The 25778-nt window shown below is 41.0% G+C and carries 26 protein-coding genes; all 26 read right to left on the reverse strand.

Annotation, left to right across the window (positions count from 1 at the left end; translation table 11 throughout):
* Window positions 1-45 precede the first annotated feature (45 nt).
* Complete coding sequence (locus CSV72_RS07855) at window positions 46-543, reverse strand: cell division protein SepF (RefSeq protein WP_099633109.1); 498 nt, start codon at window positions 541-543, stop codon at window positions 46-48.
* Window positions 540-1250, reverse strand: a complete 711-nt coding sequence (locus CSV72_RS07860) for a YggS family pyridoxal phosphate-dependent enzyme (protein ID WP_099677899.1) — start codon at window positions 1248-1250, stop codon at window positions 540-542. The genes CSV72_RS07855 and CSV72_RS07860 overlap by 4 nt, the downstream gene beginning before the upstream one ends.
* 51 nt (window positions 1251-1301) lie before the next feature.
* On the reverse strand, window positions 1302-1544 hold the full coding sequence (locus CSV72_RS07865; RefSeq protein ID WP_158232175.1) for a PRC-barrel domain-containing protein: 243 nt from the start codon (window positions 1542-1544) through the stop codon (window positions 1302-1304).
* 511 nt (window positions 1545-2055) lie between these two features.
* The gene (sigG, locus tag CSV72_RS07870; RefSeq protein ID WP_099633106.1) at window positions 2056-2841 is read right to left on the reverse strand and encodes an RNA polymerase sporulation sigma factor SigG; all 786 of its coding nucleotides are present in this window, start codon (window positions 2839-2841) and stop codon (window positions 2056-2058) included.
* Window positions 2842-2945: 104 nt separating this feature from the next.
* Window positions 2946-3656 carry an RNA polymerase sporulation sigma factor SigE gene (sigE, locus tag CSV72_RS07875; protein WP_099677901.1) on the reverse strand — a complete coding sequence of 237 codons (711 nt, stop codon included), beginning with the start codon at window positions 3654-3656 and terminating at the stop codon, window positions 2946-2948.
* Window positions 3650-4498 carry a sigma-E processing peptidase SpoIIGA gene (locus tag CSV72_RS07880; protein ID WP_099677902.1) on the reverse strand — a complete coding sequence of 283 codons (849 nt, stop codon included), beginning with the start codon at window positions 4496-4498 and terminating at the stop codon, window positions 3650-3652. Before CSV72_RS07880 ends, sigE begins: the two co-directional genes overlap by 7 nt.
* A 179-nt stretch (window positions 4499-4677) precedes the next feature.
* Window positions 4678-5847 (reverse strand): cell division protein FtsZ, encoded by a 1170-nt coding sequence (ftsZ, locus tag CSV72_RS07885; RefSeq protein WP_099633103.1) that lies wholly within the window; start codon window positions 5845-5847, stop codon window positions 4678-4680.
* A 48-nt stretch (window positions 5848-5895) separates the two neighbouring features.
* Window positions 5896-7182 carry a cell division protein FtsA gene (gene ftsA / locus CSV72_RS07890; protein WP_099633102.1) on the reverse strand — a complete coding sequence of 429 codons (1287 nt, stop codon included), beginning with the start codon at window positions 7180-7182 and terminating at the stop codon, window positions 5896-5898.
* Window positions 7183-7282: 100 nt separating this feature from the next.
* Complete coding sequence (locus CSV72_RS07895) at window positions 7283-7648, reverse strand: small basic family protein (protein WP_099633101.1); 366 nt, start codon at window positions 7646-7648, stop codon at window positions 7283-7285.
* A 7-nt stretch (window positions 7649-7655) separates the two neighbouring features.
* Complete coding sequence (locus CSV72_RS07900) at window positions 7656-8405, reverse strand: DUF881 domain-containing protein (protein WP_233191176.1); 750 nt, start codon at window positions 8403-8405, stop codon at window positions 7656-7658.
* Window positions 8392-9117: a DUF881 domain-containing protein gene (locus CSV72_RS07905; protein WP_233190376.1), complete on the reverse strand. Its 726-nt coding sequence runs from the start codon at window positions 9115-9117 to the stop codon at window positions 8392-8394. The genes CSV72_RS07900 and CSV72_RS07905 overlap by 14 nt, the downstream gene beginning before the upstream one ends.
* On the reverse strand, window positions 9092-9970 hold the full coding sequence (locus tag CSV72_RS07910; protein WP_099677904.1) for a cell division protein FtsQ/DivIB: 879 nt from the start codon (window positions 9968-9970) through the stop codon (window positions 9092-9094). Before CSV72_RS07910 ends, CSV72_RS07905 begins: the two co-directional genes overlap by 26 nt.
* Window positions 9967-11019 (reverse strand): putative lipid II flippase FtsW, encoded by a 1053-nt coding sequence (ftsW, locus tag CSV72_RS07915; RefSeq protein ID WP_369802892.1) that lies wholly within the window; start codon window positions 11017-11019, stop codon window positions 9967-9969. Before ftsW ends, CSV72_RS07910 begins: the two co-directional genes overlap by 4 nt.
* A gap of 93 nt (window positions 11020-11112) precedes the next feature.
* Window positions 11113-12462: a UDP-N-acetylmuramoyl-L-alanine--D-glutamate ligase gene (murD, locus tag CSV72_RS07920; RefSeq protein WP_099677905.1), complete on the reverse strand. Its 1350-nt coding sequence runs from the start codon at window positions 12460-12462 to the stop codon at window positions 11113-11115.
* Window positions 12463-13434: a phospho-N-acetylmuramoyl-pentapeptide-transferase gene (gene mraY, locus CSV72_RS07925; RefSeq protein WP_099677906.1), complete on the reverse strand. Its 972-nt coding sequence runs from the start codon at window positions 13432-13434 to the stop codon at window positions 12463-12465.
* Window positions 13435-13480: 46 nt separating this feature from the next.
* Window positions 13481-15376 carry a penicillin-binding transpeptidase domain-containing protein gene (locus CSV72_RS07930; RefSeq protein ID WP_099677960.1) on the reverse strand — a complete coding sequence of 632 codons (1896 nt, stop codon included), beginning with the start codon at window positions 15374-15376 and terminating at the stop codon, window positions 13481-13483.
* A gap of 72 nt (window positions 15377-15448) precedes the next feature.
* The gene (locus CSV72_RS07935; RefSeq protein WP_233191178.1) at window positions 15449-17638 is read right to left on the reverse strand and encodes a penicillin-binding protein; all 2190 of its coding nucleotides are present in this window, start codon (window positions 17636-17638) and stop codon (window positions 15449-15451) included.
* 32 nt (window positions 17639-17670) lie between these two features.
* Entirely contained in the window at window positions 17671-18042 is a 372-nt protein-coding gene (ftsL, locus tag CSV72_RS07940; protein ID WP_099633094.1) for a cell division protein FtsL, read from the reverse strand.
* Between the two features lie 17 nt (window positions 18043-18059).
* Window positions 18060-18992 carry a 16S rRNA (cytosine(1402)-N(4))-methyltransferase RsmH gene (gene rsmH / locus CSV72_RS07945; RefSeq protein ID WP_099677908.1) on the reverse strand — a complete coding sequence of 311 codons (933 nt, stop codon included), beginning with the start codon at window positions 18990-18992 and terminating at the stop codon, window positions 18060-18062.
* 17 nt (window positions 18993-19009) lie between these two features.
* A complete protein-coding gene (gene mraZ, locus CSV72_RS07950; protein ID WP_099633092.1) occupies window positions 19010-19441 on the reverse strand; it encodes a division/cell wall cluster transcriptional repressor MraZ in 432 nt (143 codons plus the stop codon).
* A gap of 569 nt (window positions 19442-20010) precedes the next feature.
* Window positions 20011-21627 (reverse strand): bacillithiol biosynthesis cysteine-adding enzyme BshC, encoded by a 1617-nt coding sequence (gene bshC, locus CSV72_RS07955; RefSeq protein ID WP_099677909.1) that lies wholly within the window; start codon window positions 21625-21627, stop codon window positions 20011-20013.
* 83 nt (window positions 21628-21710) lie between these two features.
* The gene (locus CSV72_RS07960) at window positions 21711-22091 is read right to left on the reverse strand and encodes a DUF3397 domain-containing protein (protein ID WP_158232176.1); all 381 of its coding nucleotides are present in this window, start codon (window positions 22089-22091) and stop codon (window positions 21711-21713) included.
* Window positions 22085-22978, reverse strand: coding sequence for a 2-dehydropantoate 2-reductase (locus tag CSV72_RS07965; RefSeq protein ID WP_158232177.1), 894 nt, complete (start codon window positions 22976-22978; stop codon window positions 22085-22087). The genes CSV72_RS07960 and CSV72_RS07965 overlap by 7 nt, the downstream gene beginning before the upstream one ends.
* Window positions 22979-23033: 55 nt before the next feature.
* A complete protein-coding gene (locus CSV72_RS07970; RefSeq protein WP_099677961.1) occupies window positions 23034-24521 on the reverse strand; it encodes an acyl-CoA carboxylase subunit beta in 1488 nt (495 codons plus the stop codon).
* An 81-nt stretch (window positions 24522-24602) separates the two neighbouring features.
* A complete protein-coding gene (locus CSV72_RS07975) occupies window positions 24603-24818 on the reverse strand; it encodes an acetyl-CoA carboxylase biotin carboxyl carrier protein subunit (RefSeq protein WP_099677912.1) in 216 nt (71 codons plus the stop codon).
* A 137-nt stretch (window positions 24819-24955) separates the two neighbouring features.
* On the reverse strand, window positions 24956-25717 hold the full coding sequence (locus CSV72_RS07980; protein WP_233191179.1) for an enoyl-CoA hydratase/isomerase family protein: 762 nt from the start codon (window positions 25715-25717) through the stop codon (window positions 24956-24958).
* Window positions 25718-25778 lie beyond the last annotated feature (61 nt).

The raw sequence follows: 25778 nt of genomic DNA on the forward strand, positions 1-25778 counted from the left end.
CAAATTGTTCGACTTTCATTGGTTGAAAGTTCTAAGTTGCGTAGCCTATCGTTCTTGTTGTTCTGATAGAAATTCCGTAATTTTACCGGCTACTTCTACGTTGTCGGGTGCACATAAAAATATATCTGCGCCAATTCGTTGAATGTCGCCACCAAGGGCATAAACTGTACCACTCAGGAAATCAATAATACGAAATCCTTGATCCCGTTCTATCTGCTGTAAGTTCACTACGACAGAACGGCGGTTTTTTAGATGTTCTGCAATATCCTCTACTTCTGCATATGAACGCGGCTCGAGTAGAATGACTTTTGATGATTTTTGAAGACTTTGTAGACTAATCACTGGCGCTTGTGTAGACGATGGTGGTTGCTGAGATGCTTGAGGACGACTATTGACAGCTCGTTTCTTACCACCTAACTTCTTCATCTCTTTGCGAGCCATTGCTTGTTCACCTTTTGTTGGTTTATTTTGAGCTTTCGGTTGTTGAACTAAGTCTTCTTCCTGTACCCAAAACATTTTTTCCAGTCGTTTTTTGAGGCTCATTCAGTTTCCCCGCTTTCTGACCCGGCCAATGCAGTGCCGATACGTATATGCGTTGCACCTTCTTCTATCGCGATTATAAAGTCATTAGACATTCCCATGGACAGTTTGGTACACGGTGCATAAGACAATTCTTTAGCTGCGATTCTGTCTCGTAGTTCACGTAAAGAACGGAATGTGTTGCGAACTACAGATTCATCATCAGTATTTTGCGCCATTGTCATGAGTCCAATTACATGAATATTTTCGTAAGTTGCCAATTGTTCAAAGAACATATCTACTTCATCCGGAGTGATCCCGGATTTAGATTCTTCGCCTGATACATTGACTTGTACAAAACAATCTAGCGGCTTACTTGCCCGCTTATTCACTTCTTTCGCAAGACTTAACCGGTCCAAAGAATGAAGGCAGTCAATCGTATTGACTAATTCTTTAACTTTGCGCGTCTGTAAGTTCCCGATGAAGTGCCAATTTACCCGATGTTCAATCGCTTCTTGTTTTTCGAGCAATCCTTCGAGACGATTTTCTCCTAAGTCCGTAATCCCAATGTCTAGTAGGGATTGCGCTCTAGCGGAAGATACTTGCTTCGTGACAGCTATTAGCGTGATGTCATTCGAGCTGCGATTTGACGTTTCACATGCTTCGTTTATTTGTTTTTGTATAGTTGCTAGTCGTTGTTCTACTTGTTCCATATTATCACTACTTTTCATCATCTTTATTTCATTGTATCAATTAGGGCATTATATATCAACGATAAGTCATTAGTTGAGACGTTTATTCTCAATCAAGATAATATCTTTTCCAATCGTCATGACGTCTTTGTAATTGATTTTTTGAACACCCTTTGACTTGCTGTCTGAGAAAAAGGAGCGTTCAAGTTCGCCTATATGAAGTTGCGCAATCTGACCCTTTTCGATGTCAATTGTGGCATCTTGAACAAAACCAAGGAAAGAACCTTTTTTCAGTTCAATGACTTCTTTTTTCTGCAAGCTGGAAAAACGCATAGTTTCCCCTCCTTCTTTCATACTATGCATAGTGAGTTTTAATGAGAACGTAGGAAAACTGACTTCAAAGTGAAATATTGCGCTGGTCCTCTGGAAGTCGCCACCTCTTACACTTACATCGTTACGTTAGACCGTAATTAGTTCCGGACTTCATTTTAAATAGTGAAGCTTTTTAACATTCTATGTATAAGTTCATGTACGGTATAGAGCAAAAGCTTAATGAGCGGTTATGAAGGCTGTTTGATCACTTATTGGCTATTTAGAGCGTTCACCGACTAAGTATGATCGATTATGGTGATTAATGAGCACTTATACATTTATTATGATCACTTAGGCGAATTAATGAGCGCTTGACGTGATAGTTATAGGGTGTAGGATACTATCATGCCGCCAACGATCACACACGTTAATCATTGTTATAGGCGCACACTCGCTTCGCTAACAAAACAAAAAACCGCCCTTCACAAGTAATAATGTGAAGGACAGTCTTATATACATCAGTTGAAATCTATTACTTCTTCTGCTCAATCCCAAGCCGAATCTGTTCCATCGCATGCTTCTCAATTCTCGAGATTTGCGCTTGTGAGATCCCGAGCTCCTTGGCGATTTCGGTTTGCGTCTGACCGAGGTAAAATCGTTTGGAGACGATTAGCTGTTGACGTTCGTCCAGCTCGCCCATCTTATCTTTAATGGACACATAGTTCATCCAGCGGTCTTCAGATACTCTCTGATCATGTAACTGGTCCATCATATAAATCGGATCGCCGCCATCGCTATTCATTGGCTCGTGCAACGACATAGGGTCTTGTATGGCATCTAAGGCAAAGAGTATATCTTCTTCCGGTATACCTGTAATCTTCTCGAGATCTGAAATTCTTGGTTCGTGTTGATGTTCGTTGACATATTGTTCTTTTGCCCTGATGGCTTTATACGCGATATCACGTAATGATCTGGATACACGAACAGCATGGTGATCACGAAGATGTCGCTTGATTTCTCCAATGATCATCGGCACAGCGTAGGTGGAAAACCGGACATTATGTTTTAAATCGAAATTGTCTATGGCTTTCAACAACCCAATACAACCAACCTGGAATAAATCATCAGCCTGCTCTCCACGATAGTTAAAGCGCTGAACAAGGCTAAGTACGAGACGCAAATTCGCAAATACCAATTCATCTCTGGCAAATTCGTCACCGCTTTGCAAACGGATGAATGTCTCTTTCATCACATCTGCAGTTAATAAAGGCAGCTCGGACGTATTGATCCCACAAATCTCTACTCTTGTACGTACCATTGGCTCTTCCTCCGCATTCTATAGGTGAGTGTACAGAGTAGTGTGTCCTCAACTCTTTAGAATATGCGAATTCACGAATCGCCAATTTCTGCCGATAAGTCCAGTTATGAAATGGGCTGATTTAGTCGATCTCGTAGCTCAGAAATTATTTTCTTCTCCAGTCTAGATATATAAGATTGCGATATACCAAGAAGATCCGCCACTTCTTTTTGCGTCATTTCATTCGTTCCCATTAATCCGAATCGCTGTTCCATAATATAACGTTCTCTTTCATCTAAAATGGAAATGGCATCAATCATATATTGACGCTCCAGCTTTTTCTCTACGTCGTCTGTAATGATATCTTCATCTGTACCTAAGATATCTGATAGAAGCAACTCATTTCCATCCGCATCTGAATTCAACGGCTCATCAAATGAAATTTCTGAACGAATTCGATTTGTTTTACGCAAATGCATTAAAATTTCATTTTCAATACAACGGGAAGCGTATGTCGCGAGCTTAATGTTTTTATCCGCTTTAAAAGTTTCGATTGCTTTGATTAGTCCAATCGTTCCTATACTAATAAGATCTTCAATGTTCGTGTTCGTATTATCGAAGCGTCTTGCGATATAGACAACGAGACGTAAATTCTTTTCGATCAATGTGTCACGTGCAGCTGGGTCACCCTTCATTAATGCTGCAATCATTTTTGCTTCCTGCTCTTTATCGAGAGGCTTAGGAAGGGATTCATGTCCACCAATATAAAATATGCCGCCTTTTCGTCTAAAGAATCCCGCAATATAAGAAACCCATTTTTTTACTTCATTCAACATATAGCCGTTCTCCCTTCATCTTTTAGTACATCCATCGCACTCATTTGTAAAATAGCTGCCGCACCTTGAGGGTATTGACGCTGCTCTTTCGTCAAGACGATATATCCTACAGGCAATAACTCTCCTTCGAGCAACCAGCTATCGTACTTGATTCCGACAGCCCACGAAGCTCCTTGAACAGTCTGTAAACGTATTAACCGAAGACTTCTTTGATAAGTGGCAGGGAAACTGGCCAAGTCTGGAGATTTTTCAGGATTCCAGGATTCTAGTGCTGAAGCGAAGTCGTCTGGCAACTGTTCTTTAACTGCCTGATAGCCAATAAAATGTACAGGGTCTCCTGATAATGGTTCTACGCAATGATTACCCGTATCGATGAATACCTTAAGCGGAATTGATTCACCCCATAATTTCAATTCTGAATCGAGCGTGAAGCTCATTAACTTATTCATCATGCGTGTATCAATCCATTTATGCTTCACGATGTATAACGAAAGATAGGTTAGACCAATCGCCACGAATAAAAAGCTCTGATTTACGCTGATACTCATCTGTGCGTAGATCAAGGTCAACATTCCTCCTGCAAAAAAAGCCGCGATCAGTACTGCGAGGATCGAACTTTTCCAACTACCAAACGTTTGTCCAAATGCAATATACGTCATTCCTAAGAAAGTGAAGATCATCGCTGGCACAGAATACGGGAACAACGTAATAAAGAAGGCTCCGAGAAATGCTGCGCTCCATAACCTCCTCCTGCTCGTTTGATGATTTCCAACTTTATTAGTGAATGATAGGATGGCGTAGTTAAAGAGCATATTGATCCCTATCATCAGTTCTCCATACATATGCCGGCCTCCTTACAAACAGATTATCATGGCTTTAATGAAAAACCTGTCGGGCTTTGGATGGTTTACGATAAAATCTTCGACATATTTTTAAGCACCTAGCGTAATCACTCTTAAACAAACATAAAAAAGCTTCCCGCATGAGAAGTTCATCTCCTGCGGGAAGCTTGTTCTATTTATTATTTACGACGCGTACGATTACGTAAGAACGTTGGGATATCCAGTTGTTCTTCGTGCTGATGCTGATTAACCTGTGGCTGTCTCGGCTCAGATTGTTGCTCGTAACGTGGTTGCTCTTCATATCTGCTTTGTGTTGGCGGTTGCTGTTGTACAGGTCGTTGTGGGCGAATGCCACCCGTTACACCAGCACCTCTTTGTCTTGAAGGAGCTAATTGTTCTTCGTTAAATCCTGTCGCGATAACTGTTACGATGATTTCATCTTTCAAGTCGTCATTGATAACAGAACCGAAGATCATATTGACGTTTTCGTCTGATGCAGTAGCAACAATATCTGCTGCTTCCTGGACTTCAAACAAACTCAAGTTCGAGCCGCCTGTAATATTCATTAAGACACCTTTTGCTCCATCGATGGATGTTTCAAGCAACGGACTAGAAATAGCCTTTTTCGCTGCTTCCGCTGCACGATTTTCACCAGTAGACATACCGATACCCATCAATGCAGAACCTTTGTTGTACATGATTGTTTTCACGTCAGCAAAGTCGAGGTTGATCAATCCAGGTACTGCGATCAAATCAGAGATACCTTGTACACCTTGACGCAATACATTGTCAGCTTCTCTGAACGCTTCAAGCATTGGAGTGTTTTTATCTACAATCTCAAGCAATTTGTCGTTTGGAATAACAATTAGCGTATCGATTGCTTCTTTCATGCTTGCGATACCACCAGCTGCTGAAGTAGATCTCTTTCTTCCTTCGAATGTGAACGGACGTGTAACCACACCTACAGTCAATGCGCCAATATCTTTAGCGATTTGAGCAATAACTGGTGCTGCACCCGTACCCGTTCCGCCTCCCATACCAGCTGTAACGAAGACCATATCAGCGCCACGTAGAGCTTCTTCAATCTGCTCTTTACTTTCTTCAGCTGCTTTTTTTCCTACTTCAGGGTTAGCACCTGCGCCTAGTCCTCTAGTAAGCTTCTCACCGATTTGTAGTTTAATTTCAGCCGATGATAATTGCAATGCTTGAGCATCCGTGTTTACCGCGATAAACTCTACGCCCTGCACTCCATGTTCAATCATACGGTTGACCGCATTGTTTCCGCCGCCGCCTACTCCAATAACTTTAATTACCGCTAATGCATCTATGTTCGTCTCAAATTCAAGCATTGATTTTCCTCCTCTAAATTATCTGCAATTTCCCACCTAACACAATGTTTACTCAAAGAAATTGTCGAATACTTTTTTAGCGCGTTTCATGAATCCTTGACTTTTTTCCTTCTTCGGTTTGACTGGCCTAGCTAAAGGTTCCGCAACTTCATAAATGGAGTCTGATGATTGAGGTGAACCAACTGGCTCTTCTTCATAACCAAAGAACACATCTTCCATATACGCATAGCGAATCAAGCCAACCGCAGTAGAATACATCGGCTCACGGACACCAATATATTCTGGTGTGTATAATCTAGCTCTTGTTTTAAAGACATCACGAGCCAACTGCAATATTCCGTCCAGCTTAGCTGTACCGCCTGTGATCACGATCCCGCCAGGCAAGTCACGGATACCTGTTGCATACAAATCTTCGAGAATCAATTCAAACAATTCTTCAAGACGTGAACCGATCACATCAGAGATATAACGCTGACTGTATTGATCTTTTGCATCTGAACCTACTACTGGTACTTCAAATAATTCTTCATCCGAAGCGTCATCATAATAAGCGTGTCCATACTGATGCTTAATCATTCTAGCTTGTTCTGTAGGTGTTTTTAAGACGATTGATAAGTCTTTTGTAATATGATCTCCGCCAACTGGTAATACAGACGTACTGATCAAACGATTTTCAGCGAATACCGAAACCGTAGTTGACCCTCCGCCAATATCGATAAAGGCACTTCCATGATACATTTCATCTTCAGATAATGCGAATGTACCTGCCGCCAATGGTTGCAAATAAATTTCACGAATTTGTAAACCGGCTTTTTCTACACAGCGTAAAATGTTATGTAGTTGAGTTTTGGACGTCGTAATTAACGTTGCGTCCATTTCCAATCTTACTCCCATCATACCACGGGGATCTGTGATTTCATCATAATCATCGACAATAAATTGCTTTGGCACTAAATTGACGAATTCTCTTTCAGGTGGAACATTCATTACTTGTGATGATTTCATAACTCTTTCTAGATCATCATCTGTAATTTCACGATTTTCAGAGTTCACTGCCACAACGCCTTTGACGTTTTGGAACTGGACACCATTTGCAGGTATGCCAAGAACTACTTCCTCAATTTTTAAGCCTGTCATTCTTTCAGCCTGTTCAATCGCTTTACGGATTGACTGGACAGTGGCATCAATATCAATAATTGTTCCTTTGCGAATTCCAGCAGATTGTACATTTCCTACACCGATTACATGCAGGGCATTTTGATCCATCTCCCCAATTAAAACTTTAATTGTGGATGATCCTATATCAAGTGATACGTAATGATTTGATTTACTCAATTATTGACACCTCCTTAATGTAACTAGTAACTTCCATTCTATTGTATTATGACTGCTTTGTCTAAATATTTTCAACACCCTCTTCTAAAAACATTTAATATTACACATTTGTGTCGGGATTTTTGTTTCTACCCGTCCATTTCGCAAGCAGAATTCTTCTGATGACCGCGATATTCTGGAATAATCGTACGCCAAATGCGAAAACTGCTGCCAAGTATAAATCTACACCTAAGTGTACACCAATAAAAGCAAGTGCTGCTGCTAATAGTATGTTGAAGAAAAATCCGCTGACGAATATTCGGTCGTCATACACTTGCTGAAGATAGGCTCTGATTCCACCAAATAGTGTATCAAATGCAGCGAGAATCGCAATAGTTAAATAATTATTATATACTTGCGGGATCTGTATATCCGAGAGCAAACCTAGAGAAACGCCAAGGAGGAGCCCAAGTAAGGGTAGCCACATATTGTCATCACTCCTTTGTTTGTTCTTTTAAAAATCGATTTTCAAAACCGCCCGTCCAGCCTTGTAACGTAATGCGGTCCGTTGGTTCACTAATTGTCAAAATTAAGTCGTCCAAATAAAACTCATCTTGTATGGTAGTGGTCAGTAATTGATTGTACAATTTTTCACTTGCTTCCTTCGTAGGTGAGACGACTTTAATATCGAACGGTGGTGTAGAAACCACTTCTCCACTGACTGTCAGATTACCATTGATTTCCCGGATCCAACTCAAAGTAGTAAAGCGCTTGCCATCAATCTCCAATTCATTACCTTGTTGTTGATTCACCACATTAATAAACCAAGCCAGCAGTTCAGATGATACTGGCTCTATTTCATAACCGAACGCAATACTTTCTGGGGATGGCGCAACCTCTATTACAAATCCTGGACCAGTGGTCGGCATGAATCCCGCTTGTTTATACAATTTATCCAACGTGTCTTGCAATACACTTGCTGCATTGGCTTCAGGTGAAGCATTATAAGCTGCAAGCGTCTGATCAATTCCCCTGATCTCTTCCAAGAGTTCAGAGTGAATTTTCTTTTCACTTGATAATTCTTTACGAATCGCCCATAAATCCCGTGTGTCCCGTGGAGATGTAGTATTCATTGAATTATATTGTAAAGCCAATACAAATCCCACTATACCGAGAATCAACGTGAACTTCCAGTGTGTTTTTTGCTTCACTCTACCCCCCCACAATCCATCATACTTCGTCACGAATCGCAGGCAGTTGAACTTCCTTCATTTCTTCTAGTGTGACGACGATATTATCTCGCAACAAGCCATCTATGACACTACCCTTTAAATGTAGCGCAGGAGACAGCACTTTCGGATCCCCTACTGCTTCTATAATAAAAGGTGCTGGAAACGTTCTACCATCAACCATAATAACAGGGCCTGTACATTTTATGTACGAATTCGAATTAATCCGTTGCCCGTTGATCGTCATTCCTTGCGCACCTGCGATTTTCAATTCATTGATTACACGTAAAACGTGACTTTCATGGACGATATAATCATTCGGGTTTTGTACTGATGGATCATAATCCGCATCTTCGAGTGTCACTTTGACCCCCGCACCTTTTGACGGAATATCTCCAAGCAATAATCGTAAATCTCGTGCTTTTTCTACAAGAACCGCATGATTCTTTTCTTTATCGGAGAAGTCTTGTTCATACGAATGCACTTGCTGTTGTTTCTCGAGTAACTCATTTGTCAATTCCTTGTTTCTTTCTTGCTGATCGATTAAATCCGCGCGATACTGTTCCTCTTGCTGAAATAAATTGGTTTGCTCTGAATCCAACACTTGTTGTTTACTGCCAATAGTTCGATAGGAAAATGCAAGCATGAAGCCCAATACTAGAAATACGATGGAAAACACTAGTTGCTTGCCGCGCTTCTCTCTAGTTTTCTTCAGTTTCTTGCTCACTCTTTTCCTCCTTATTAATTTCTACTTCGACCGGTTTGCCTTTTGTTCCGTTTGACCCTTCAGCAGGCTGTGGAAGCTCCACATCTATCGGTACTGGTTCTTTGTAGAAATCTGTATATGTTTTAAAGTACACACCAATTTCGATGTCTAGCACGCCTTTTTCTTCTTTAGGCAATTGAGCAATGATATCTGGATAGTACGACATTTTATCAGCAAAACCTAAAATGACTGCATGTACTTCATATCCATCACTCATAAATACGTCAATTTTATCCTCTTCTTGATAACGAAGCTCTGAGAGGAGTTCAAAAACTGTACTATCCATCTCTTGAAGTTGATCGATCATTCGTTCCGTCACTTCAGGATCGGTAAAACCAGTTAGGATGGGTGCATGTGAAAGGATATCAGGATCAGTCGTTTCTAAGCGATCACCATTTTCCAACAATAGATCATATTGTGTTTGATTCTCTATATAAGCGACCGGTTCCCATTCTGTAACGTGAATGGAAACGTCATTGTAAAAATCTCGTTTCACTTCGGCATCTTTCACACCAGGAATCCCCTTGATATTTTTTTCAATATCTTTAGCACGGAATCCCCACAGTGATTGTCCCTTATACAATCCACTCTGATCTTTATACTCCTCACTTTCGTGTAAAACAGTCTCATTAATAGATATTTTCGAAACATCACTTAATGAAGATTGAAAATACAACAAGGCAAGAAGAACAAGGACGAATATCACGACGAGCAGAAGAAAGCTGATGTTGGCCTTTCTTCTGCGTTTTTTACGCATGGATGGAATCCGATCTTCAATATCTATTACTTTTTCCACATCCTGTTCTCCCTTCATCCTGCCCTTTTATTCGCAGAGTAGTGTAGAATCGTTCCAACAGCAAGCCACGTGGTCAACAGTGAGGACCCTCCGTAACTAATGAAAGGCAACGTCACTCCTGTCACAGGAAGCAAACCTGAGACGACTCCCATATTTAAAAACGTTTGGAAAGTAATCATGGACACCATACCGGTAACAATTAAAAACGAATTCCAGTTGTTCAGTCGAATCGCTATGCCAAATGCAGAAGCGAATAACAAGATAAACAGCAACACGATAGATGCCGCTCCGATAAAGCCGATTTCTTCTGCGATGATAGAAAAGATAAAATCATTTTGAGGTTCAGGCAAGTACAAAAACTTTTGACGACTATTCCCGAAGCCATGACCAAATAATCCACCAGGCGCAATTGCAAATAACGATTGAATACTTTGAAACCCTGTACCGAGAGGATCATTCCACGGATCAATGTAGGACTTAATTCGATCCAAACGATACGGCGCAGCTAGAATGAGTGCGATAAAAGCACCGAGTCCTGAGACGAAAAGAAAGATAAAGAATGACAATGGATAGCCCGCTAAGAAAAGAATGACAAAAGCAGATACTATCATGATGACGGCAGAGCCAAGGTCAGGTTGCAACATGATCAAAGTTGCCGGTAATAATATCCAAGCGAAATGCTGCCATTGCCAAGACTTGTCTTTATGTTTCTTCATACCGCTTGCTAATTTTCCAAGCAAAGCTACCTTTACGAATTCCGCTGGTTGCAAACTGATTGGACCAAACGCGATCCAGCTTTGAGATCCGTTTCGCACCGCTCCAATACCTGGGATTAATACCGCTACCAACATGAGGATCGAAGCAATATAACAATAGGTCCAAAATTTAGGATGTGATGTTAACGGACTTTTGACCAGCACATACGCAACAGCCAAAGAAATAATCATATAGATGCCTTGCTTGACGATAAATGGAGAAGAATCTTGATAATGCACTTCTCCCCAATAAGATCCTGCCGATTGCACAAAAACTAATCCAATCAGCGACAATAGTAAGGCGGTTGTCAAAAAGATTATTCGGTAGGTTCTCTCCAGCGTTCGCATCCTTCCTCAAATTAATCAGTCAGTTCTTCATTTTACTCTCCAACTATTACAAAGAATTTACAACTTCATTACTGCATCAATAAATTCGTCGCCCCGAATTTCAAAACTTTTGTATTGATCCCAACTCGCACAGCTCGGTGATAATAAAATTACATCATCTTCACAGCTACACGCATACGCCTTCTGCACAGCTTCCTGCATAGTAGATGCCTGGGCTGTCTCTGTCACACCACAGGATATTGCAAACTCTGCAAAACGCTCTGCTGTCTCCCCTATCGTCACGACAGCACGGACATTTTTCATATAAGGTCGTAATTCTTCAAACGAATGGCCTCTGTCTAGTCCGCCTGCAATCAAGACGATTGGCATCTTAAATGAGGAAAGTGCACTTTTCGTCGCCAATGTATTAGTCGCTTTTGAGTCATTGTATATTGTACGGCTCTTCGCTTCACGGACAAATTGCATGCGATGGCGAACACCAGTGAAAGAACTCAAAACATTTTCTATCGCTGTTTTTTCACATCCCGACAATATGGCCGCTGCTGTTGCGGATAAGATATTCTCTAAATTGTGACGGCCCGGTAATTTAATTTGTTTAATTTCTATGAAAGGTTCACCTAGCCAATAAATCCATTCTTCATCTGCTGAAATACCTTCTCTAGTTTTTCCAAGTACTGAGAAAGGAACTTTTTGAGATTCGAATGATTCTATTGCTTCTTTAATGAATTTTTGATCTGCATTAAAAATCAAGTATTCCTCCGAAGTTTGATTGCGAGCCACTTGCAACTTCGCATCCAAGTATTCTTGCATCGATCCATGATAGTCCAAATGCGCTTCATATAGATTCGTAAAAATCGCAATGCGCGGAGTAAAGCTTTTTGTTCCTGCTAATTGGAATGAAGAGGCTTCAAGTACAATCACTTCATTCGCATTCGCTTTTTCTGCGACTGTGCAAGATACAGTGCCAATATTGCCGGCTATCAACGGTTTTTTCTTTGCAATATTGAGCATGTGATAAAGCAATGTAGTCGTTGTCGTCTTACCGTTTGAACCCGTAATGGCAATAATCGGTGCTTCACTGAGAATACCTGTCAGTTCCACTTCGGTCCAAATTGGGATTTTTCGTTCCACAGCACTAGCTATCAATGAATTACTATAAGGGATCCCCGGATTTTTCACGATGAAGTCAAAATGTCGTTCTAGTAAATCACTTGGATGCCCCCCACCAATGACTTCTATTCCTTGAGTTTGAAGTTCAATTGCCTCTTCATTGCCTTCTAACGGCTTAGAGTCATTGACTACCACTTCCGCACCTAGTCGATGAAGCAAACCTGCTGCTGCTACTCCACTCTTCGCTAGGCCGACTACAAGTACTTTTTTTCCTATGAATTGTTCTGTATTCTTCATCTACATGACCTCCAAGAAGACCGGTACGAGGGCAGCTAGCAATGCCACACCCCAGAACACAATCACTACTTTCCATTCAGACCAGCCTGATAATTCAAAGTGATGATGAATGGGACTCATTTTAAAGACACGTTTTCCAGTCATTTTAAAACTGATGACTTGAATGATGACAGAAAGCGTCTCAACCACAAATACAATTCCGATGATCAACAACAGTAATTCCTGTTTGATCAATACTGAAATCATAGCGAGTGCCCCGCCTAATGCCAATGAACCTGTGTCGCCCATAAATACTTTCGCTGGTTTAATGTTGAATAATAAAAATCCAAGCATCGCGCCCGCTACTACGAATGCGAATAATGCGATATCGTTTTGCTCATACGCTAACGCGAATACTCCGAATGCAGAAAATGCGATAGTCGATGTACCGCCAACGAGGCCATCCAACCCATCCGTTAAGTTGACTGCGTTTGAAAAACCTACAAGCCAAAAGACCAAAAACGCCACATAAAACACACCTAGTTCTATTCCAAATTCCGTAAAAGGAATCATTACCGTAGTTTCGAATGGTCCGAGTTTCAGTAAGAAAAAGGCAATGATCGCAATGATGATCTGTCCGATTAATTTCTGAAGTGATGTCAATCCTAAGTTGCGCTTCGCCACGATAATAATAAAGTCATCTAGGAAGCCGATGATTCCGAAACCGACCAGCACGATCAATAACACAATCGTATGAGTAGTTAATGTGTCGTTTATGTAAGATAAAGTGAGTGTTGAAATTAATATGGAAAGAAGGAAAATGAGCCCGCCCATCGTGGGAGTGCCTGCTTTCTTCAAATGCGCTTGCGGACCCTCTTCCCGTATGCTTTGACCAAATTTCAACCTTCTAAGTAATGGGATGATGATCACCCCGATAATCGCTGATACGAAAAATGAAACAGCGATTATCGTTACTGTAGTGCCGAGTGTCATGTTAAGTTCTCCTTCTACTATCAATTGCGTGGCAATGAAGTACTGCTTATTCTGTGTACAAATGAATTGTGTCCTCTACGGTCATCAAAGTATTGGGAGCGGGTAACTGTCGAATCACTTTTTTACCTTTTCCATGCCACTTCACTTTGAACGTGTAATTTTGAGACAGCAATTCTTTTTCATTCATTCCAAGTAAATCGGGTGAACGGAATGTTATCGCGTCTCCCCATCGGTATTCTTTTTCCAACTGTTCTTTTCTTCTTTCAATGTTAGCAATCGGCGCAATTTCTTCAATAATCCGTCCAACAATCGGTGCAGCGATGACGCCTCCGAATTGAATGGAGTTCTTTGGACTATCGATAGCAAGGTACACGAGTAGTTCGGGATCATCTGCAGGCGCGAAACCAATGAAGGAGACGATATAATCACCATCTTTGTAGCGACCATTCTCTACTTTCTGTGCTGTCCCTGTTTTACCACCAATTCGTAGTCCGTCTGCAAAAGCATTACGACCTGATCCATTTGCCACAACTGATTCAAGCGCGTATCGCACTTTAGCTGATGTTTCTTCGCTGATTACTTGTCTTTTCAATTCAGGTTCAAATTCTTTTATCGTCTTACCTTCAGAGTCCTTTATTGATTTTACAATATAGGGTTTATAGAGTTTACCGCCATTAATCGCTGCGGCAACTGCTTGCACTTGTTGGATTGGGGTGACAGAGATTCCTTGCCCAAACGAAGTGGTTGCCTGTTCAACCGGTCCAAATGCTTCCTTGGAAAACAAAATACCTTTCGATTCTCCAGCAATGCCTGATTCTGTTGAGCTTCCGAAGCCGAATTCACGAATATAGCGATCTAATCTTTCACTACCAAGTCGCTGACCCATCGTAATGAATCCAGGGTTACATGAATTTTCTACAACTTCCAAAAATGTTTGATCTTTATGACCTTCTCGTTTCCAGCACCGTAATCTGGCGTTTGCAACGACTTTGTAACCAGGGTCATAAAAACTTTCATTCTCCAAATCGATGACGTCTTCTTCCAAACTTGCTGCCAATGTAAGAATTTTGAATGTGGAACCTGGCTCATATGTCATCCATACAGGCAAATTCCGGTTATAGATAGTGGAATCCGCTGATTGGTATTCACGTGGATCAAATCCAGGTACGGATGCTAGCGATAATAATTCTCCTGTTTTTGGATTCATTATAATTGCAAGTGCCTGTGTTGCATCATATTTCTCCATTGCTTGGATCAGTTCACGTTCTACAATTTGGTGCATTTTCAGATCGATAGTCAGTTCCAAGGTCGAGCCGTCTTTTCCGTGTTCGAAACTATCCTCTACATGGGGTAATGCAATTCCTTTAGCATCAGTGAACAGTCGCACTTTATCCCCTGTTCCATTCAGAATCTCATCATACGCATACTCAATACCTGCCAAACCATCACCGTCATAGCCGGTAAAACCAATCAAACGTGCCAATAAATCATCGTATGGATAATGACGGACGAAATCTACACCTACATACAAGCCGGCTACTTGCAGTTTAGTAATTTCATCCCCCTGCTCCTTCGTGATGTTTTTTCCTTCCGGAGCTAATTTCACCATATATGTTTTTTTCTTAAGCTTTTCTTCCAACTTTTCTGGTGGCATTTTAAGGATTTTGGCAATTGCAGGTATGTCGTTGGAAATGTCAGGATTTTGAGCTGGCATAAAATACAGTGTAGGCGCTAGTTTATTACCAACGATCAACTTACCACTTCGGTCTGTAATATTTCCACGCATAGCGCCAAAAGGTATTTCAATATCCCAATTTTCTTCTGCTTTTTCTTTTAGCCATTCATGCTTGATGATTTGGACGTGGAATAGTTTTCCTATAACGAGTAATAAACAGATAAGAAAGCATAAGAAGGCTGCACGTAAACGTTTTTTGGACTGCATATCAATAAATGAACGCAATGACTCACTACCTTTTTTTCTATTAAGGTATGCTGTGAAATCGTGCGCTATACATTAGCCGCCCATGATTTGCTCCTCTTCGTTCTCTTCTTTATCTTCATTACTTTTCTTTTTATTATACTGCTGCTCGGGCGTCCGAAGTTCAACGACAACTGGGTCATTCTTGTTTACTGACGTTCCTTCGGTTACGCTTTGTCCAACAACATAGCCTTCACCGTTGATTCGAATATCTAATTTTGAAAGGTTTGTAAATGAAAGTACCATCTTTTTAGACCAACCTGACATGTCTGGGAATGTCGTATCGCCTTTTGTTTCCAAGAAAACCATCGAGTCCTCCGGTAATTTAGTATCAGCTTTTGGTATTTGTTTAGTAACTTTGCCACCTTCCCCGATTAATACGGTTTGGAAGCCATCCTCGACTGCCAAAGAAGCTGCCGTTTCTGCATCTTCCCCTTCATAATCCCCAACTTTTTTCACGGGAATCACTTGTTCATCATCAGGAGCTATGTTCAAATATTTCAAGCTGTTTTCCATAATCGGATTAAAGACTTTCGATACTGGGTCAGACCCTAGTTCTCCTGCTTTTAGTTCAGGTTGCTGAACAGTTACATAAACTAGGAGCTGTGGGTCATCAATCGGCGCCATTCCAAGGAACGAGTATAAGTAGTTCCCGGAGCCAGACATATACCCTTTTCCTTCTGTTTTAGGAAGTTCGGCTGTACCGGTTTTACCGCCTACTGCGTAATTTTCCAGATGATACTTTTGTGCAGTACCATTTTCTGAAGTCACTGTTGTCGCAAGTATTTCACGCACTTCTTTAGCCGTCGCCGCGGAGATTGGTGTGCCATTTTCTTCAGGTTCATGGTTCTCCAACACTTCGTTCGTATTCGGATCAATGATTTGGTCGATTACATATGGTTTCATCATCACACCGTTATTCGCGATAGCAGAAGCGGCTTGGATCATCTGTAGTGGTGTAACTGTAGAACCTTGTCCATAGGAAGTAGTCAATCGTTCAGCCGGATAATTATCTAGCACAACACCTGGCGCTTCATTTGGCAAATCGATTCCAGTTTGTTTACCAAAACCAAATTTATGAACGTATTCAATGAATTTCTGATCGCCTATTCTTTCTAGTAAGTATGCCATTCCCACGTTAGAGGAACGTTGCAATCCTTCCATGAAAGTAATCGTGCCCCAACCATCCACTTTCACATCTCTAATCACTCGGTCGTAGATTCGATACGATCCAGATTTGAAATATTCATCCGGCTCCCATTTATCTTCTTCCACCGCCGCAGCCAGTGTGAACATTTTCATTGGTGAACCTGGTTCAATCGTCTGTTCGACTGCATCATTCAACCAGTTTTCTGTCAAACCTTCTCGCGTCATTGGGTTAAACGTCGGCCGTTGACTCATTGCCAGGATTTCCCCCGTTTTAGGATTAGACACAAGAACTAACATTTTCTTCGGAGAATATTCTTCTTCAACTTGATCCATCGCTTCTTCTACGAAGTTACTAATTGTCTTATCTAATGTAAGTTTAATCGTTTGACCATCTTGAGGTTCTTCAATTTGTTTGCTTGCGGTGGGCAATAAATACCCCCAACCATCTGATTGATAATTCACTTTTCCATCGACACCTGTTAGTTGCTTGTTATACGTTTTTTCAAGTCCCATTTTCCCTTTGGTAACGGTTGAATTGTTTTCCAATTCTTCTTTCTGGGCAAAGCCCACTAAGTAAGAAGCAAATCGACCGTTAGGATAGAATCGTTTTTTACCTTCTACAAACAAAATACCCGATATTTTTTCCCTATCGAGTTCTTCCTTCATTTTCATCATCGTTTCGCGGTTCAGATCTTTGCCTGCGCGACCAAACTCAATTTGCCATGCGCCTTCTCTAGCATTTTTCATTTTATCGTAAATTTCACGTTCTTTTAGCGGCAAATACTTCGCTAAAACTTTCGCCGTTTCTTTATAATCGACTACGTGATATTTCTTTTTGCTGTTTTTACTTGCAGCTTCGTTCACTACAGCCACCACATGGTAGCTTAATGTATCCGATGCTATCGGCACATCATTTCGATCTACAATTGCCCCGCGACTTGCTTGTAAAACTGCATTTCTTTCATATTGGTTAGAAGCGATCTTCGCTAATTCTTTACCATCTACTTGGCCCGTCATCTGAATAAAAAGAATTCTGCCGAATAATATGAAAAAGAGCCCTCCGAATACTACAAACATTAGAAAGGCTCCCCATTGAAAGCGAAACTTCTTCATCGTCCAGGTACGACCTTTACGTTACCTTCGTTAAGGTTCAAACCATTCTCTTGTGCTTTTTTCCAAATACGTTCGTAAGTGGATTTGTCACTCACTTGAATGGACAATTCATTATTCTGTTTTGCAGTATTTTCAATTTCAGTATTCATCAACTGCACTTCTTTATTTACAGCGTTTATATCAGAATGTGTCTGTAAGAGCATAGATGAAGATCCGATTGTAAATGCTGCAAATAAAGTGAACAATATCTTTTCGCCCTTAGAAAAACGTTTTTTTACACGGCGCACAACCTGTGGCTGGTTTTGGTCTGTATGTTGTTCGATCTCCGGTGTCTGTGACGTATTTAAGTTCCGTTGTTCTAGTCCCATGGCTCGATTCCCCTTTTCTATTTTCTCTCTATAATTCGTAACTTCGCTGATCTGGCACGTTTATTATGTTCTATTTCTTCATCTGTAGGGATGATCGGCTTTCGTGTAATAAGACGAAAATCCGGATCCATGCCCTCAGGTATAATAGGTAAGTTTGGCGGCAATTCCGGCATAGAAGAAGCTTCCTTGAAAATAGTTTTACATAAGCGGTCTTCAAGTGAATGGAACGTAATGACGCTAATCCGACCATTTTCACGTAATAATGTGAGCGCATCAGTTAAAGATTGTTCAGCTGCTCCCAACTCATCATTGACCGCAATTCGGATCGCTTGGAAAACACGTTTAGCAGGGTGGCCTCCAGTTCTTCTGGCTGCTGCTGGAATACCTGTTTTAATAAGCTCAGCTAGTTCTCCCGTTGTACGTATAGGCGCATTAGCGCGTGCTTCTTCAATTTTACGAACGATTTGCTTTGAGAACTTCTCTTCACCGTAGCGGAAGAATATTCTGACCAAATCTGAATACGACCATTCATTGACTACTTCATAAGCTGTCAATGGCGCAGATGTATCCATACGCATGTCCAACGGTGCATCATGATGGTAACTGAAGCCTCGCTCAGGTGTATCCAATTGCGGAGAAGAAACTCCAAGGTCATATAAAATTCCATCTACATGAGAAATCCCCAATTTTGCTAATTCATTTTTCAAGTCTTTAAAGTTGGCATGTACGAAGTGTACTTGTGCTGTAAAGTTCGCTAGTTTTTTTTGCGCTGCTTCAATTGCTGTCATATCTTGGTCGAAGCAGATTAGTTGTCCTTCAGATGAAAGTAGTTTGACAATTTCTTCACTGTGACCTGCACCACCAAGTGTGCAATCCACGTAAATGCCATTTTCTTTTACATTCAAGCCTACGACGGCTTCATGCAGTAATACTGTTGTGTGGTTAAACATGGTTATTCCGCCTGCTTTCAAAATTCAAAATCAATAAGGTTTTCTGCAATGTCATTGAATGATTCCTCTGACTCCTCGTAATACGCTTCCCATAGTTCTGCAGACCAGATTTCAATCCGGCTGGATACACCGATAATCATACAGTCCTTTTCAATCTTTGCGAATTCTAGTAAGTTTGCAGGTATATTGACTCTCCCCTGCTTATCCAAACTTGCTTCGCATGCTCCTGAGAAGAAAAAACGAGTAAATGCACGAGCATCTCTTTTTGTAACCGGCAACGCTTTCAATTTTTCTTCAAGCTTTTGCCATTCATCCAGTGGATATCCAAACAAGCAATTATCCAGTCCACGGGTTAAAATAAAGCCTTCTGCTAATAGCTCCCGAAATTTAGAAGGAACGATCAGTCGACCTTTCATATCGATTGAATGCTGATACTCACCCATGAACATATAATTCACCCCACTGTATGAAATAATGTACCACATCCCCCCACTTTCCTCCACCCACTATGCCATTTTTCTTCGCATATTTTTTAAAATGTGTCAATAGTACTTCTTTCTGATTTACTTTCTCCCCCGTATCCCGAAAAAACCACTTTTTTCGCAATTTTCTCTAGTTATCATCTATCAACATTTTCCAGAAACGATCGGAGAGTCAACTAGTGAGTACGAAAGGCTAGAAGCTCCAGTTAGTGATGATTTAAGTCTGCAGGGAAAGCGAGGGTGGGCGACAGATCACTTATTGAAGTTAGTATGGGATATAGCGTTTTATTTAAACTTATTTACGTTTGTTTTTAGATCCAGTTCATCCACAAAAAGACATCAACCTTTACTTCGCTTTGTAACACGAAGTGCAACGAAAGAGATTCAACTCTCAGAAAATCTGTTTTCCGCAAGTCCATGGAAATGCATCTCCTCTGAAATGACAATCCCCCCACAAAAAATAATCTGCAAACGAATCTTTTACACACAAACAAAACCCGCCATTCATAGAACGAATGACGGGTTTAAGTGGTTTCTTATAAATAGACTAGCTGATGCGATCCATTAAACGTATAAGGTTGTTTTAGTAACTCGTCAATCAACCCTTCACCGAACTGGTTCATATAAAAGTATGGCGAGTAGAGACGCTCTTGCAGGGAACCTTCTGGAAATAGCTGTTCTGAAATCACATGAAAACGCTCGTATTGCACGTGATGCTTAAGCAAAATCGACTGCTCTTTTTTCTTCAGTAAATAATCGAACTGACTATTATGGAATTGTAAGTTTTTACTAAGTAATTGTATGAGTCCTGGATCTGTTGCTTCTAGGCGGGACTGCAACTGTTCATATTGCGTTTGTAATTGACTCTTCGTTTCTGTCAACAAACGATCGAATTGTTCATCTCGTTGTTGCTCTAGCCATTTCCTTAGAAGTTCCGGTAGTTCATGATTCATTACTTGGGTTATTGTAATATCTGTAAGCTTTAATGCTTCCTGGACTTGTCTGTTGACCAAAGTAATGGATAGCCTTGGTACAATTACGGGCATATTAATTCCCATGATTTGAAATGCTTCTTTCAATAAAGACCAATAGGCAATTTCACCAGGTCCACCGACAAATGCTAAAACAGGGAACACGAGATCTTGCATAATAGGTCTTGTAGCTACGTTGTTACTTAGCAACCAAGGCTCGTTTTTTGCAATATAATGCATTTCTTGTTCTGTAAAGGTTACTCCTGCTTGCTCATTGACAAATTTGCCATCTTTTCTTCGGAGTAGTACCCTGCCTGTGTCATGAACATAAAACAGATTGGCGTCTTGCTCTTCCGATTCAATTGGTTTTGCATAGCCGTAAGCGTGAAGCTGTTGTTCTGTATAGTAAATGCTTTTCGCCATGGCTTCTGAGTTTTCAATCATCTGTGAGAAGTAAGGCGATTCCAATTGACGCAATGGTTTATAGGCTGCGTCCATAAATAATAATCCATGCTCAGTAAATAGTTCATTCATCAGCGCAGTGAAAAAACTCGTGAAATTCTGTTGTTGTTCTACGGTTTGAAGGACATCATGCAACAACTTTTGCGTATAAGATGTCTCTCCATAACTTTTAAAAATCTTCTTAATGTACGCGGTCATTTCCTTTTGATCATAATACGTGTCTGAAGCCATCGTTTTTAAAATGGTAGGTTGTTTAAACTGCCGTTTGATCGCTTTTCCTGCCTTTGCAGTATATGTATGATTGATTTCATTGATATCATGATCTTCCCCAGCAATCCAAAAAACTGGGACTACAGGTTTCCTGAGTAATTCTCGTTGTTTTTGTGCCAATAAAATCACGGATATAGCTTTGTGAACAGAATATAAAGGCCCTGTTAAAACCCCCGCTTGCTGTCCGCCAATCACTACCAACGCATCTTTAGACAGCTCTTGTATATACTGAGCAGCCAAGTCTGATATTCCAAATGGCAACATATAACTTTCTACCGCAGCAGCTAGCTGCTCTCTTTGAAAAGAACGTCGCTGTAATTCTTCTGCTCTTTCTTCATACCCTACAGTTGTCATTTCATATTCAAAAAATCTATGGAAAAATTGTGGATCGTGACGATACGCTTCCATCAATTTATTCTTTTTTGGCAACTCCATTGTGTCCAAGTCCATCTCACAAACTCCTTTATGTACATACTACCGCAAGTATATCATCTCCTCCGAATAGGTTGAATAGATACGCTTATGAGTACTCATCAGTTCACGTAGCGGATGATTTGTACCGTAATTCCAACAATGAACAGTAAAAAGTAAGCTACTGTTAATAGTAGAAAATACGCTCGCCATGTTCCACGTAACACCCAAGATGTACGAAATTCTTTTTCCCTAGATCGTTCTATAACTGCAAATCCGATAGCAATCAAACACAATACTCCGATTAACAAGATAGGAAGCCAAACATCCCAAATCGCACGAATCAAAATTAAAACGGTAAGAACCATAAACGGCGTAGTCCAGTCTACCGCCCATCCGATTCTCTTTTTCTTAGGTAATCCTATTTTTTTTGCAACAATAATTAATACAACTAAAATAATAAAAGGGAACAATAATAACGCTCCGAGTATATTCGTCAACATCCTCCACATTCACTCCTGTTTATTCCAAGCAGTGCAGTCTCAAGAATTTGCAAAAACGGCGCACTGCCACCTTTTTGATTAATTTCTTTCAACACTGCTGTTAAAATAGTTTCAATTTCCATATTCCGTCCTTTTATTCTATCTACCAGCATAGAAGACTGATTATCCGCTGTTTTACGGCATACTTCTTCTATATCTTTATAGCTCAATAGATCGCTATACTCTTCAAAGTTGTTGAGCAATTCCTCACACAACTGGCGGAATAACAAATGGAAGTAAGGATTGTCTAATAATTGTCCATTCCTGATTTCCAACAATGCCGTCAGTGGGTTGATCGCACAATTAATTAGTACTTTACGAAATAATAACTGTTTTGCATTTTGTTGCCTAGTAATAGGAAAGTTCTGTGGGTCAATTTCTTGCATCCATTGTATAGTTGGGGCAATTTTGTCATTTTCTACAATGTTAATAGGTCCAATACCGTTATGTGAAACTGTCCGATCATCTATTCTTGCCGCACCATGCTCGACTGTCGCGAACGACACATGCCCAAGGGAATACTGCTCAATCAGCGACAAATGTCCAATTCCATTTTGAATGAACAATAAATTTGGTTGTATAGGTAGAGCGCTAATTTCGGAGAGTACAATAGGCAATGCATCATACTTCACAGCAATAATCCACAACGCATCTGTTGGCAATTCTTCAATATGTATGGTTGACTCTACTTCATATGTAAACTTTTCTGGCTCTCTCACCAGACCACTACGTAACTGCTTTGCTTGTTCCTCTCGTCTTACCCAAAAGGTGACATTTGCTTGGTGTTGAGCTAAATAAGAACCGATTAATAATCCAATAGATCCCGCTCCTACCACTACAAATCGCATAGTTTTCCTCCTTAAAAAAGAGACCCAGTGAAGGCGTCTCTGTTGGTACGTTTTATTATACAGGATAGACAGGATGTTTTCTCGAAGAATTCGTAATTTGTTTCGTTTCATAATATCTAAATCTCTCAGTGAGCACGGACCGTAAATTATGAGGCGCAACCACTTCATCAATAATCAGTTCTGAGGCCATTTTATAGACATCGATTTCTTTTTTATATTCTTGTTGCTTTTCTTTAATAAATGCCATTCGCTCTTTCGGATCTGCAATGGCTTCAATTTTATTCGAGTATACCGCATTGACAGCTGCTTCAGGACCCATGACAGCGATTTGCGCAGTCGGCAACGCGATACAGACATCTGGCTCGAATGCAGGACCTGCCATTGCGTACAAGCCCGCTCCGTACGCTTTACGTACAACGACTGAAATCTTCGGTACGGTAGCGGAGCTCATTGCCATAATCAACTTCGCACCATGTCGGATAATTCCTTGTCTTTCCACTTTCGTCCCAATCATGAACCCCGGCACATCTGCAAGGAACAATAATGGAATGGAGAAAGCATCACATAATGTAATAAACTTCGTTACCTTATCCGCTGAGTCCACAAACAGCACGCCCCCCTTAACTTTGGGCTGATTCGCAATGATCCCTACAGGACGTCCGTCAATACGCGCAAGAGTCGTTATGACTTCCGGTGCAAATAACTTTTTGATTTCGAATAGGCTATTGTCATCCACTAATTGATCGATCGCCTCATGCATATCGAATGGAGCATTTTGGTTTTCAGGAATGATTTCTTCCAATGAACGCCCTTTCTTCACCTCACGAGATTCTGCAAATTTCGCAGGCGCTTCAAAATTCTCAGGGAAGTAGGAGAGATATTTACGAACTTCTACAATCGCACGCTCCTCAGAATCTACTAGCACGTCACCACAGCCACTTACTGTACAATGCATGCGTGCCCCACCCATTTCTTCCAGCGTCACTTTCTCACCTATGACTTTTTCAGCCATCCGTGGCGAACCTAAATACATCGAGGCGTTGCCTTCCACCATGATGACAATATCACAGAAGGCCGGAATATAGGCACCGCCTGCTGCAGAGGGCCCAAATAGAAGACAAATTTGTGGGATGACACCCGATAAACGCACTTGATTATGGAATATGCGGCCAGCTCCACGACGATTCGGGAACATGTCTAGCTGATCTGTAATACGTGCACCTGCAGAATCCACTAGATAAAGTAATGGCACACGAAGCTTTCCAGCCGTTTCTTGGATACGGATAATCTTTTCTACTGTTCTCGCACCCCAAGAGCCCGCTTTAACTGTAGAGTCGTTAGCCATGACACACACTGTTTGACCATCGATTTTCCCCGTAGCTGTAACCACTCCATCTGCCGGTAAATCTTTGGCTTCACAGTTCGCAAACTTACCATCCTCCGCATATTTACCTTCATCAAATAAAAGCCGTAACCGTTCTCTGACGAATAACTTGCCTTGTTGTTCTAATTTTTCATGATATTTTTCTGCACCACCCGCCATAACGTGAGCAGTGAGTTCTTGGAGTTTTTCATTATACGCAGTCTTTGTTGATTCGTTTGTCAAGGAACTTCCCACCTTTCGTTACGATTGAATGGTAACTAACACTTCATCTTCATCTACAAAATCGCCTTCTGTGCCGTGGATCTTACTCACTGTTCCATCCACTTCAGCTTCTAGTGGAATTTCCATCTTCATGGATTCTAAAATGACGACAACTTGTCCCTTCGTCACTGTATCTCCTTCCTTCACTTCAATCTGAAAGATCGTCCCTGCCATAGTTGCTTTTACTTCTCGCATACAATCACTCCTTATATTCTAAGTGCTGACACTTGCTGAAAATACTATCTTTACTAGATAGTGTATCTTATTCATGAAACCGTTTACAAGTAAATTTTAAACAGTCCCGACAGTGTATGCCTGTCGGGACTGGAAGTTTACTTACTTTTCGTTAAAAATCTTTGAACCGCTTCGTGATGCGCGTCACTTTCCCAAAGAACGGAACAGACACGCGCTTCTTCTTGCATAGCGTGCTCCAGCCCGTTTGCTTTCCATTTCCTAGTCGCGATGGATTTATACGCACGGTGTACATTTCTATGTACTTTTAGCTGAGGAGCGAGAAATTGATCTAGCGCTGCTTGTGTATCCCCTTCATACACTTCAGTTGCCCAGCCAAGCTCTAGTAATTGTTCAGGTGAATGAATGCTCGCTCTACTTGTAAACTGCAGTAAACGGTCATGTGGGCCGTTTTTCTCGAATAATAGTGTGGCTCCTCCCCAACCAGCCGTAATTGCTAGCGTACCTTGAATGAATCCAGCTCTTGCATGTGATGCAACCAAACGATAATCACAAGCAGTTGCCAGTTCACAACCGCCACCAACCGCTGCACCATTTACTAGCGCAATTGTCGGCATCGGTAATGTCGCGATTCGATATAAAATACTAGCCCCCCTGCTCAGCATCGGAAATGCATCCTCCGCGGTCTGAAAGCCGTGAAAATCACTAAGATCACCGCCTGAACAAAATGCCAAGTCACCTTCTCCTGTAAGGACAGCGAAAGAAACTTCAGGATCATCCTCGATTTTATCTAGAAAGGATTCAAGCCCTTCCATGACATCATAATTTACCGCGTTTCGCATTGCAGGACGATTAATTGTAAAATAAGCTATTGATTGATCAATGTTTATAGAATAAGACAAAAAAATTCCCCCTTTTTCATTTAGCATATCATTTTTGTACAAAACAAAAAAGACTACCTTG

Source organism: Sporosarcina sp. P20a (assembly GCF_002743175.1).
In the GTDB taxonomy this organism is placed as follows: Bacteria; Bacillota; Bacilli; order Bacillales_A; family Planococcaceae; genus Sporosarcina.

Bases quoted from the DNA above. Each gene is read 5' to 3' on its own strand.
- CSV72_RS07855 (WP_099633109.1), bottom strand. From the start codon at position 543: ATGAGCCTCAAAAAACGACTGGAAAAAATGTTTTGGGTACAGGAAGAA.
- CSV72_RS07860 (WP_099677899.1), bottom strand. From the start codon at position 1,250: ATGAAAAGTAGTGATAATATGGAACAAGTAGAACAACGACTAGCAACT.
- CSV72_RS07865 (WP_158232175.1), bottom strand. From the start codon at position 1,544: ATGCGTTTTTCCAGCTTGCAGAAAAAAGAAGTCATTGAACTGAAAAAA.
- sigG (WP_099633106.1), bottom strand. From the start codon at position 2,841: ATGGTACGTACAAGAGTAGAGATTTGTGGGATCAATACGTCCGAGCTG.
- sigE (WP_099677901.1), bottom strand. From the start codon at position 3,656: ATGTTGAATGAAGTAAAAAAATGGGTTTCTTATATTGCGGGATTCTTT.
- CSV72_RS07880 (WP_099677902.1), bottom strand. From the start codon at position 4,498: ATGTATGGAGAACTGATGATAGGGATCAATATGCTCTTTAACTACGCC.
- ftsZ (WP_099633103.1), bottom strand. From the start codon at position 5,847: ATGCTTGAATTTGAGACGAACATAGATGCATTAGCGGTAATTAAAGTT.
- CSV72_RS07895 (WP_099633101.1), bottom strand. From the start codon at position 7,648: ATGTGGCTACCCTTACTTGGGCTCCTCCTTGGCGTTTCTCTAGGTTTG.
- CSV72_RS07910 (WP_099677904.1), bottom strand. From the start codon at position 9,970: ATGAAGGGAGAACAGGATGTGGAAAAAGTAATAGATATTGAAGATCGG.
- murD (WP_099677905.1), bottom strand. From the start codon at position 12,462: ATGAAGAATACAGAACAATTCATAGGAAAAAAAGTACTTGTAGTCGGC.
- mraY (WP_099677906.1), bottom strand. From the start codon at position 13,434: ATGACACTCGGCACTACAGTAACGATAATCGCTGTTTCATTTTTCGTA.
- CSV72_RS07930 (WP_099677960.1), bottom strand. From the start codon at position 15,376: ATGCAGTCCAAAAAACGTTTACGTGCAGCCTTCTTATGCTTTCTTATC.
- CSV72_RS07935 (WP_233191178.1), bottom strand. From the start codon at position 17,638: ATGTTTGTAGTATTCGGAGGGCTCTTTTTCATATTATTCGGCAGAATT.
- ftsL (WP_099633094.1), bottom strand. From the start codon at position 18,042: ATGGGACTAGAACAACGGAACTTAAATACGTCACAGACACCGGAGATC.
- rsmH (WP_099677908.1), bottom strand. From the start codon at position 18,992: ATGTTTAACCACACAACAGTATTACTGCATGAAGCCGTCGTAGGCTTG.
- mraZ (WP_099633092.1), bottom strand. From the start codon at position 19,441: ATGTTCATGGGTGAGTATCAGCATTCAATCGATATGAAAGGTCGACTG.
- bshC (WP_099677909.1), bottom strand. From the start codon at position 21,627: ATGGACTTGGACACAATGGAGTTGCCAAAAAAGAATAAATTGATGGAA.
- CSV72_RS07960 (WP_158232176.1), bottom strand. From the start codon at position 22,091: ATGTTGACGAATATACTCGGAGCGTTATTATTGTTCCCTTTTATTATT.
- CSV72_RS07965 (WP_158232177.1), bottom strand. From the start codon at position 22,978: ATGCGATTTGTAGTGGTAGGAGCGGGATCTATTGGATTATTAATCGGT.
- CSV72_RS07970 (WP_099677961.1), bottom strand. From the start codon at position 24,521: ATGGCGGGTGGTGCAGAAAAATATCATGAAAAATTAGAACAACAAGGC.
- CSV72_RS07975 (WP_099677912.1), bottom strand. From the start codon at position 24,818: ATGCGAGAAGTAAAAGCAACTATGGCAGGGACGATCTTTCAGATTGAA.